The 10838-nt window shown below is 54.2% G+C and carries 9 protein-coding genes, 2 rRNA genes and 1 riboswitch (1 of these 12 only partly in view); all 11 genes read right to left on the minus strand.

What is annotated here, in order from left to right; translation table 11 throughout:
• Nucleotides 1-4: 4 nt before the first annotated feature.
• Nucleotides 5-1414: an amidophosphoribosyltransferase gene (gene purF / locus KB235_RS14345; protein ID WP_034809034.1), complete on the minus strand. Its 1410-nt coding sequence runs from the start codon at nt 1412-1414 to the stop codon at nt 5-7.
• Nucleotides 1390-3609 carry a phosphoribosylformylglycinamidine synthase subunit PurL gene (purL, locus tag KB235_RS14350; protein WP_211779975.1) on the minus strand — a complete coding sequence of 740 codons (2220 nt, stop codon included), beginning with the start codon at nt 3607-3609 and terminating at the stop codon, nt 1390-1392. Before purL ends, purF begins: the two co-directional genes overlap by 25 nt.
• Entirely contained in the window at nt 3593-4273 is a 681-nt protein-coding gene (purQ, locus tag KB235_RS14355) for a phosphoribosylformylglycinamidine synthase subunit PurQ (RefSeq protein ID WP_034809039.1), read from the minus strand. The genes purL and purQ overlap by 17 nt, the downstream gene beginning before the upstream one ends.
• Nucleotides 4270-4512 carry a phosphoribosylformylglycinamidine synthase subunit PurS gene (gene purS / locus KB235_RS14360; RefSeq protein ID WP_034809041.1) on the minus strand — a complete coding sequence of 81 codons (243 nt, stop codon included), beginning with the start codon at nt 4510-4512 and terminating at the stop codon, nt 4270-4272. The genes purQ and purS overlap by 4 nt, the downstream gene beginning before the upstream one ends.
• Complete coding sequence (purC, locus tag KB235_RS14365) at nt 4509-5213, minus strand: phosphoribosylaminoimidazolesuccinocarboxamide synthase (RefSeq protein ID WP_211779976.1); 705 nt, start codon at nt 5211-5213, stop codon at nt 4509-4511. The genes purS and purC overlap by 4 nt, the downstream gene beginning before the upstream one ends.
• A 49-nt stretch (nt 5214-5262) precedes the next feature.
• The gene (gene purB, locus KB235_RS14370; protein ID WP_034809043.1) at nt 5263-6555 is read right to left on the minus strand and encodes an adenylosuccinate lyase; all 1293 of its coding nucleotides are present in this window, start codon (nt 6553-6555) and stop codon (nt 5263-5265) included.
• A complete protein-coding gene (purK, locus tag KB235_RS14375) occupies nt 6552-7646 on the minus strand; it encodes a 5-(carboxyamino)imidazole ribonucleotide synthase (RefSeq protein WP_211779977.1) in 1095 nt (364 codons plus the stop codon). Before purK ends, purB begins: the two co-directional genes overlap by 4 nt.
• Nucleotides 7646-8110: a 5-(carboxyamino)imidazole ribonucleotide mutase gene (purE, locus tag KB235_RS14380; protein ID WP_211780987.1), complete on the minus strand. Its 465-nt coding sequence runs from the start codon at nt 8108-8110 to the stop codon at nt 7646-7648. The genes purK and purE overlap by 1 nt, the downstream gene beginning before the upstream one ends.
• Before the next feature lie 91 nt (nt 8111-8201).
• Nucleotides 8202-8303, minus strand: a riboswitch (purine riboswitch).
• 140 nt (nt 8304-8443) lie between these two features.
• Entirely contained in the window at nt 8444-8635 is a 192-nt protein-coding gene (locus KB235_RS14385) for an NETI motif-containing protein (protein ID WP_034809046.1), read from the minus strand.
• Between the two features lie 78 nt (nt 8636-8713).
• Nucleotides 8714-8829, minus strand: a 5S ribosomal RNA gene (gene rrf, locus KB235_RS14390).
• A gap of 53 nt (nt 8830-8882) precedes the next feature.
• A 23S ribosomal RNA gene (locus KB235_RS14395) occupies nt 8883-10838 on the minus strand (it continues 958 nt past the right edge of the window).

Here is a 10838-nt window from a genome sequence, read left to right on the forward strand (position 1 = left end):
CCCCTCAAGCTTTTGTCTCTGTCACAAGTTCCGCCAGTTCCGTCGGATAAAGTCCGGTGAAGCAAGCGGCACACTGCCCACGCAAGTTTCCTTCAAACGGTCGGTCAATCGCGTCGACCGTTCCTTCCAATGAAAGAAATGCTAGTGAGTCGGCCCCAATCTCTTCTTTAATTTCTGTAATGGATTTAGTGGCCGCAATCAACTCTTCCTTTGATGATGTATCGATCCCGTAATAACACGGATGTTTTATCGGTGGTGACGTGATGCGGACGTGCACTTCGGTCGCCCCGGCTTCACGAAGCATCTTCACGATGCGCCGGCTCGTCGTGCCCCGGACAATCGAGTCGTCGACCATGATGACGCGCTTGCCGTTCACGACGCCGCGAAGCGCTGACAGTTTCATCTTGACGCCTCGCTCCCGTAGCTCTTGCGACGGTTGGATGAACGTCCGCCCGACGTAGCGGTTTTTGATGAGCCCCATCTCATACGGGATGCCGCTCGCCTCGGCGTAACCGATCGCTGCCGAGATGCTCGAATCGGGCACCCCGGTCACGACGTCTGCCTCGACCGGCGCCTCGTCGAACATCTTTTTCCCCATCGCTTTACGGGCCGTATGGACGTTTACCCCGTCGATGATCGAGTCTGGCCGTGAGAAGTAGATATACTCCATCGAACACATCGCCCGGACCGCGGCTTCACTGTATCGTTCGGACGTGATGCCGTCCGCTGTGATCATGAGGAGCTCGCCCGGTTCGACGTCACGGACGTATGTGGCGCCGACGACGTCGAACGCACACGTCTCAGAAGCGAACACGTACGCCCCGTCCTCGGTCTGACCGAGCGAGAGCGGACGGAGTCCATGGACATCGACCGCGACGTAAAGTACGTCTTCCGTCAAAAAGAGAAACGCGAACGCCCCGACGAGACGGGCCAAGCTGTCCGAAATCCGTTCTTTCAGCGAGTTGCCACGACTCCGCTTAATCAAGTGGGCGACGACTTCTGTGTCTGACGTCGTCTGGAAGATCGCGCCTTCCGCCTCGAGCAGATGTTTCAGTTCGGTCGCATTGACGAGGTTCCCGTTATGCGCCATCGCCAAGTCGCCGGTGAGCGATTTGAAGTGGAGCGGTTGAACGTTTTCGAGCGTGTTCCCCCCCGCCGTCGAATAGCGGACGTGCCCGATGGCGTGATGCCCGGTCAAGGCGTCGAGCGACGGTTCGTCAAACACTTCGGCGACGAGTCCGAGCCCACGCTTCGCGTTCAACCGTTTCCCGTCCGCCGTAACGATGCCCGTCCCTTCTTGGCCCCGGTGTTGCAGACTATGCAGGCCGTAGTAGGCGAGATGAGACGCGTCGATGTGTCCGTAGACGCCGAACACACCGCATTCCTCATTCATGCCTCGGATGTCATATAACATGGAATAGCTCCTTCCCATACACGTTCCAGCTCGGTGACGTCCATCTCGATGAGGCGGTCACTCGCCCGGATAATCAGTTGTGTTGCCTCGGTCACGTGTCCGATACGCGCGGCGTTCGTCAACGTCTCGAAGCGGTCCGCTTGATCGGCCGCGACTGTGACGAGGAAGCGTGACTGTGACTCACTAAAGAGTGTCGTCACGAGATCCGTCTCGACGCTCACGTCTAAGCCGAACCCAGTCCCGAATACGAGTTCAGGAAGCGCTGCGGCGAGTCCGCCCTCTGACACGTCGTGGGCCGCTGTGACGAGCCCTTGACGAATCGCGGAAAGGAGCGCTTGTTGATTCGTGCGTTCCGTCGCTAAGTCGAGTGTCGGCGCGTGTCCGCTCACTTTGCCGTCTTGTAGCATTTGCAGCGCACTGCCACCGAACTCAGGTTTCGTCTCACCGAGCAAGAAGACGACGTCGCCTGCCGTCTTGGCGAACGAAGTCGTGATATGTTCACGCTTTTCAATCAAACCGACCATGCCGACGACCGGTGTCGGATAGATGGCTGTTCCGTTCGACTCATTGTAAAGCGAGACGTTTCCTCCGATGACCGGTGTATCAAGCGTTCGACACGCCTCGGCCATGCCTTCAACCGCTTGATCGAGTTGCCAGAACCCTTCTGGTTTGTCTGGGCTACCGAAGTTCAAGCAATCCGTGAGCGCGAGCGGTTCAGCCCCGCTCGCGACGATGTTGCGCGCTGCTTCGGCGACCGCGATCGCGCCGCCGACACGTGGATCGAGGTACACGTATTTGGCGTTACAATCCGTTGTCATCGCCAGCGATTTGTCTGTGTCGCGAATACGGATGACGGCCGCGTCACTGCCTGGCGCAACGACGGTCGATGTTTGGACCATATGGTCGTACTGCTCATACACCCAACGTTTCGAGGCGATGGTCGGCATGGCAAGGACGTCTTTCCACGTCGCGAGCACATCCGTGACGACCGGTTGGACCGGTGCCATCGCTTGGAACGTTTCGTAATACGCCGGCACTTTTGACGGCTTATGATAGACCGGTGCGTCTTCGGCGAGCGCGTCGACCGGTACTTCGGCCGCAATCTCGCCGTGATGCACAAGGCGGAGCACTTTGTCTTCGATGACTTCGCCGACTTTGATCGCATGAAGTCCCCACTTCGTGACAATCGCTTCAATCTCGTCTTCATGTCCTGCCTTGACGACGAGGAGCATCCGTTCTTGCGATTCCGACAACATCATCTCGTAAGGCGTCATCCCTGACTCCCGTTGCGGGACGAGGTCGAGGTTCATCTCGATGCCCATCCCCGCTTTTGACGCCATCTCGGCCGAAGACGAGGTGAGACCGGCCGCGCCCATATCCTGAATGCCGACGAGAGCCGGGTGCTTGATGACTTCCAAACACGCTTCGATTAACAACTTCTCCATAAACGGGTCTCCGACTTGGACGGCAGGACGTTTCTCGTCCGCATCCTCACCGAGTTCTTCTGAGGCGAACGTCGCCCCGTGAATCCCGTCACGTCCGGTCGTCGCACCGACGTACATGACCGAGTTGCCGACGCCTTCCGCAATCCCTTTTTGAATGTCTTCGTGGCGGATGAGCCCGACGCACATCGCATTGACGAGCGGGTTACCAGCATAGGCCGGGTCAAACGCGACTTCCCCACCGACCGTCGGGATGCCGACACAGTTGCCATACCCCGCAATCCCTGAGACAACGTGGCCGAATAAATGTTTCACACGTGATTCGTTCAAATCTCCGAAGCGGAGCGAGTTGAGGAGCGCCACAGGACGCGCGCCCATTGAGAAGATGTCGCGGATGATGCCGCCGACGCCGGTCGCCGCTCCTTGGTACGGCTCGATCGCGGACGGATGGTTATGGCTCTCGATCTTAAAAGCGACCGCTTGCCCGTCACCGATGTCGACGATTCCAGCTCCTTCTCCCGGTCCTTGAAGGACGTGCTTCCCAGTTGTCGGGAACTTACGGAGCACAGGCTTCGAGTTTTTGTACGAACAGTGTTCTGACCACATGACCGAGAATAAGCCGATTTCCGTGTAGTTCGGGTCACGTCCGAGTAGCGAGACGACGAGCGCGTACTCTTCGTCTGAAAGTCCCATCGTCGCGTATAAGCGTGCTTCACGGATATCTTGTGCTGTCGGTTCAGTTGTAACTAGCATGTCGAGTCCCCCATTTCACCATTGAAGTGAATAATCGTTTTCCGTCTTCACTGCCAAGTAATCGCTCGACCGCCCGTTCCGGGTGCGGCATCATGCCGAGCACGTTGCCTTGTGCGTTCGTGATGCCGGCGATGTCCGCTGCCGACCCGTTCGGATTATCCGTATACGTGAAGACGATTTGCCCGTTCGCGCGAAGCGTATCGAGCGTCTCGTCGTCACAGTAGTAGTTGCCTTCCCCATGTGCGATTGGGATCCGAATCGTCTCACCGAGTGCGTAGTCGCTCGTGAACATCGTCTCGTTGTTTTCGACTTTCAGCTCGACCGTCTTACACATGAACTTCAAGTCACGGTTTCGCATCAACACACCTGGCAACAATCCTGTCTCGACAAGCACTTGGAATCCATTGCAGACACCGAATACTGGACGTCCTTCTTCAGCGAAACGTTTCACTTCACTCATGATCGGTGAAAACTGTGCAATGGCCCCGCACCGTAAGTAATCCCCATATGAAAATCCTCCAGGGAGAAGCACACCGTCGTAACCTTCTAGTGACGTCTCGGTATGGAACACGTATTCCGCTTCTTCGCCAATCACGTCTTTGACCGCGTGATATAGATCGAGGTCACAGTTCGATCCTGGGAAGACGATGACCGCAAATTTCATGCGAGTACCCCCATCTCGATTTCGTAGTTCTCGATGACCGTATTGACGAGCAGCTTCTCACACATGTCTCGGACCATCGCTTCGGTCGTCTCATCTGCCACTTGGAGCTCGATCACTTTACCGATGCGCACCGATTCAACGCCGGTGAATCCGAGGTGATCGAGTCCGCCTTTGACGGCGACACCTTGTGGGTCGAGCACACTTTCACGTAATGTCACGTACACGTTTACTTTTTTCATTGGTCCATTCCCCCTATGCGTGTTAACAGCTGGCCGTACGTCTCGGTCAGTGATCCGAGGTCTCTACGGAATACGTCTTTGTCGAGCTTCTGCTTCGTCTCTTGATCCCAAAGTCGGCACGTGTCCGGCGAAATCTCATCGGCGAGGATGATCGTCCCGTCGACTTTACCGAACTCGAGTTTAAAATCGATTAAGTCGATGCCGTGTTCTGCGAAGAAATCAAGCAACACATCGTTCACCCAAAGCCCGAGTTGTCGCAATGTTTCGACTTCTTTATGTGTGGCGACCTGCAGTAAACGGATATGATCTTCTGTCAGAAGCGGATCTCCGAGTGCGTCATCTTTATAATAGAATTCAACAATTGGTGCGAGGAGCGGTGTCCCTTCTTCCCAACCGAGTCGTTTGGCCAGGCTCCCGGCGGCGACGTTGCGAACGACGACTTCGAGCGGGATGATGTCGACACGTCGGACGAGTTGTTCGCGGTCCGATACTTTTTGAATAAAGTGCGTCGGAATCTTATTATCGTGCATCAGCTCGAACAAACGGGTCGTGATGGCGTTGTTCAATACGCCTTTGCCGTCAATCGACTGTTTCTTTTCCCCATTGAATGCCGTTGCGTCGTCTTTATAATAAACGCGGAGCACACTCGGCTCTTCTGTCTCGTATAACGCTTTCGCCTTACCTTCGTAGATTGCTTCCATCTGTATCCGTTCCCCCTTAAAGTGAGAGGGGCATGGCGCCCCTCAACGATTACAAACCACAGCGTTCAAAAATCACATCGACACGGCGCACGTGATGGCTCGGGTCAAATAGGTCGTCGAGCTCGTCACTCGTGAAGAGTGCGCCCATCTCGGCGTCTTGTTCAATCAAAGTGCGGAACATTGTCTCTTCTTCCCACGCCTGCATCGCCTTCGGTTGCACGGCATCATACGCGGCTTCACGTGACCAGCCTTTCTCAATCAAGGCGAGCAAGATCCGTTGCGAGAAGATGATGCCGAACGTCCGGTCCATGTTGCGGCGCATATTGTCCGGGAACACCGTCAAGTTCTTCACGATGTTGCCGAAACGGTTGAGCATATAGTTCAACAAGCTCGTCGCGTCCGGTAAGATGATGCGTTCTGCCGATGAGTGCGAGATGTCGCGTTCATGCCAAAGCGGGACGTTCTCGTACGCCGTCACCATATGGCCGCGGATGACGCGGGCAAGGCCTGTCATGTTTTCCGAGCCGATCGGATTACGTTTATGCGGCATCGCCGATGACCCTTTTTGTCCTTTTGCGAAGAATTCTTCGACTTCACGTGTCTCTGTCTTTTGAAGGCCGCGAATCTCGGTCGCCATCTTCTCAATCGACGTGGCGATCAACGCGAGCGTACCCATATATTCAGCATGGCGGTCACGTTGTAACGTCTGTGTCGAGATTGGAGCGGCCTGGATGCCCAACTTGTCACAGACATACGATTCGATGAACGGGTCGATGTTGGCGAACGTGCCGACAGCGCCGCTCATCTTGCCGAACTCAATCGTCTCGCGTGCTGCCATGAAGCGTTTCTTGTTGCGCTTCATTTCCTCGTACCAGAGGGCGAGCTTCAAACCGAACGTCGTCGGCTCCGCATGAACGCCATGGGTACGACCCATCATGATGTCGTATTTATGCGCTTTCGCCTTTTCAGCAAGAATGTCGATGAACCGATCCAAGTCTGCTTCTAAAATATCGTTCGCTTGCTTAATCAAGTAAGAGAGCGCTGTATCGACGACATCCGTCGACGTCAATCCGTAATGGACCCACTTCTTTTCTTCACCGAGTGTTTCAGAGACGGCACGGGTGAAGGCAATCACGTCATGACGCGTCTCTTGTTCAATCTCAAGGATTCGTTCGACATCGAATGAGGCTTGATCCCAAAGTACCTTGACGTCCTCTTTTGGAATGACACCTAACTCGCTCCACGCCTCGCAAGCGTAAAGCTCGACTTTGAGCCAAGCGTCAAACTTGTTCTCATCGGTCCAAATGGCCGCCATCTCAGGGCGGGTATAACGTGAAATCATAAAACAGTCTCCTTCCAAATTGCCAGTTGTTCGATGGTATGAAGCGCCTCGTCGACAGAAGGGGCAAGTACGTTCAAGTGGCCCATCTTCCGTCCGGGTTTCGCTTCGTCTTTCCCATACAGATGTAGTTTAACATTCGATGGTAAACGCTGCGGGTTCAGTTTTTGCATATGTTCCCCTAGCAGGTTGACCATGACAACCGGTGTGTGTAACGTCGTATGACCGAGGGACATGCCCGTCACGGCACGAATATGTTGCTCGAATTGTGACGTTTCGCATGCATCGATCGTGTAATGGCCTGAGTTGTGAGGTCGTGGTGCGAGTTCATTCACGTAAAGGGAACCGTCTGGCATAACGAACAGTTCGACTGCGAGCGTTCCAATCAACCCAATCTGATCCGCAAGCTGTAGCGCCAGATGACGTGCGTCTTCTATGATGTCTTCGGAAAGACGGGCCGGGACAATCGATAGATGTAAGATGTTGTTTTGATGAACGTTCTCGCTAATCGGGAACGTCGTCGTCTCGTGAACGCCTCGTGTCACGATGACCGATATCTCTTTTTCAAAAGAAAGCCACGCTTCGGCGACGTATTCATCCTCACGGAACTGATCGGTGAACGAATGGACATCCTGCATCGTCCGGACGACCGTCTGTCCTTTGCCATCGTATCCAAATCGACACGTCTTGATGACAAATGGCAACCCAAGTAACTCTTGGGCTCGTAAGACGTCTCGTACAGAACGTACCGGCACATACGGGGCGACCCGTAACCCAGCCGACTCAATCATCTGTTTTTCGAGCAATCGGTGCTGCGTTGCTTTCAACACGTCCATGCCTTGCGGGCACTTATCGCGAATCGCTTCAATCATTGCGGTCTCGATGTTCTCGAACTCATATGTGATGACGTCGGTACGCGCTGCGAGTTCTTTTGCTGCCTCGACGTCGTCAAAGTTTGCGACGATACTCGGTGCCACTTGAGCCGCCGGTCCGCGTTCAGCTGGGTCAAGGCTGAGCGTCTCGTACCCCATCGCACTTGCACTGAGTGACATCATTCGTCCAAGTTGGCCTCCGCCTAATATCCCGATTCTCATTAGACGAGTTCCTCCGTTCCATGCATCGCCATCTCTTTTTTCTCTTGGCGATATTGCGTAAGGCGATCGGCGATGTCCATTGAATGAATGCTAAGGATATGTGCGGCGAGAAGTCCGGCATTCGTGGCGCCTGCTTGTCCAATCGCGACCGTCGCGACCGGTACACCGGCCGGCATTTGGACGATGGATAGAAGTGAATCGAGTCCGTTCAACGCTTTCGATTGAACGGGTACACCGATGACTGGCAACGTCGTCTTCGCGGCCACCATCCCCGGAAGGTGGGCAGCTCCGCCTGCACCGGCGATGATGATTTGAATCCCGCGGTCTCGTGCCTTTTCAGCATATTCGAACATAAGATCAGGTGTGCGATGCGCCGACACGACTTGTTTCTCATATGCGATGTGGAGCGTATCAAGCACAGCACATGTATGTTGCATCGTCTCCCAGTCAGATGAACTGCCCATGATTACACCAACTGTCTTCACTTCAGCGTCCCCCTTAAAATAAAGAAATCCCTAAACCGATTCGTCAGTTTAGGGTATAGACCACGACAAAAAAATGTCGACTATACCCCATAGTCTGACCAGAATCGGTGATCAGGTAGAAACTTGCAAGCCATTTCCTTGCGATTATATGGAGCGATATTTGATTTTCTTAACTCACACGCCTATCGTACCTTGTTCTTTGAAAACATGTCAACAAAGTGCGAACATTTTAATTGTCTGAATATTTATCGTTCGCTTTTAACTCATTCTCAGTACGTAAAAAAACCGCCCTCATAAAAGGACGGTTTGGCATCATGGTTTGAGAGCAACGCACTCAAATAAAATCGATTGATGGGAATGTACAGGTTCGTCTTTGGTTCCCGTTTTTTCAAAGACAGGCTTTTCAATCCTACGTACCGGGCGATACCCCATTTGAGCGATGCGATCTAAACACTCACCGACCGTCTCGTTTGGCTCGACGTATACTTTGATTTTTTTGGCCATCTGTTCTTCCTCTCTTTCATTTGAATGACGATATAAAAAAGCGGCGGCCCTTGAGCGAATGCTCCAGAACCACCGTTTGCCTGGCGACGTCCTATCCTCACAGGGGGAGACCCCCAACTACTTTCGGCGCTGAAGCGCTTAACTTCCGTGTTCGGCATGGGAACGGGTGTGGCCGCTTCGCTATCGCCACCAGACAATTTCAGGCTTGTTCCCTGAAAACTGAAGTTCATCAATACAAACCATAGACTAGATCAAGGCCTCGACCGATTAGTATCATTCAGCTCCACGTGTCACCACGCTTCCACCCATGACCTATCTACCTCATCGTCTCTGAGGGGTCTTTCTTGATTGCTCAAAGGGAAATCTCATCTCGGAGGGGGCTTCATGCTTAGATGCTTTCAGCACTTATCCCGTCCGCACGTAGCTACCCAGCGATGCTCCTGGCGGAACAACTGGTACACCAGCGGTGCGTCCATCCCGGTCCTCTCGTACTAAGGACAGCTCTCCTCAAATTTCCTGCGCCCACGACGGATAGGGACCGAACTGTCTCACGACGTTCTGAACCCAGCTCGCGTACCGCTTTAATGGGCGAACAGCCCAACCCTTGGGACCTACTCCAGCCCCAGGATGCGATGAGCCGACATCGAGGTGCCAAACCTCCCCGTCGATGTGGACTCTTGGGGGAGATCAGCCTGTTATCCCCAGGGTAGCTTTTATCCGTTGAGCGATGGCCCTTCCATGCGGAACCACCGGATCACTAAGCCCGACTTTCGTCCCTGCTCGACTTGTAGGTCTCGCAGTCAAGCTCCCTTCTGCCTTTGCACTCTTCGAATGATTTCCAACCATTCTGAGGGAACCTTTGGGCGCCTCCGTTACTGTTTAGGAGGCGACCGCCCCAGTCAAACTACCCACCTGACACGGTCCTCCAGCCGGATCACGGCTGCGAGTTAGAGACTCTATACGCAAAGGGTGGTATCCCAAGGGTGTCTCCACCGAAGCTGGCGCTCCGGCTTCACAAACTCCCACCTATCCTGTACATCGCGTACAAAGCCTCAATATCAGGCTGTAGTAAAGCTCCATGGGGTCTTTCCGTCCTGTCGCGGGTAACCTGCATCTTCACAGGTACTATGATTTCACCGGGTCTCTCGTTGAGACAGTGCCCAAATCGTTACGCCTTTCGTGCGGGTCGGAACTTACCCGACAAGGAATTTCGCTACCTTAGGACCGTTATAGTTACGGCCGCCGTTTACTGGGGCTTCGGTTCAGTGCTTCTCTTGCGATGACACATCCCCTTAACCTTCCAGCACCGGGCAGGCGTCAGCCCCTATACTTCATCTTGCGATTTAGCAGAGACCTGTGTTTTTGCTAAACAGTCGTTTGGGCCTATTCACTGCGGCTTATGTTGCCATAAGCGTCCCTTCTCCCGAAGTTACGGGACCATTTTGCCGAGTTCCTTAACGAGAGTTATCCCGCGCGTCTTAGAATTCTCATCTCGCCTACCTGTGTCGGTTTACGGTACTGGCGCCGACCTCCTCACTAGAGGCTTTTCTTGGCAGCGTGAAATCCGGTACTTCGCCCTACGGGCTCCACGTCACAGCTCGACCTTGTGTGCCGGGCGGATTTGCCAACCCGACGGCCTCGCTGCTTGTCCGTGCACTTCCAGTCGCACGGTTACCTTATCCTTCTGCGTCCCCCCATCGTTCGAACGGTGGTACGGCGGTACAGGAATATCAACCTGTTGTCCATCGCCTACGCCTTTCGGCCTCGGCTTAGGTCCAGACTAACCCTGAGCGGACGAGCCTTCCTCAGGAAACCTTGGGCTTTCGACGGAGGGGATTCTCACCCCTCTTTTCGCTACTCACACCGGCATTCTCACTTCCAAGCGCTCCACGGCTCCTCACGATACCGCTTCACTGCTGCTTGGAACGCTCTCCTACCATCCCTTACGGGATCCATAGCTTCGGTGGTATGTTTAGCCCCGTTACATTTTCGGCGCGGCGTCACTCGACTAGTGAGCTATTACGCACTCTTTGAATGGTGGCTGCTTCTAAGCCAACATCCTAGTTGTCTGTGCAACGCCACATCCTTTTCCACTTAACATACACTTGGGGACCTTAGCTGATGGTCTGGGCTGTTTCCCTCTCGACTACGGATCTTATCACTCGCAGTCTGACTCCCGAGTACAAGTCACTGGCATTCGGAG

Source organism: Exiguobacterium alkaliphilum, from assembly GCF_018138125.1.
Lineage (GTDB): Bacteria > Bacillota > Bacilli > Exiguobacteriales > Exiguobacteriaceae > Exiguobacterium > Exiguobacterium alkaliphilum.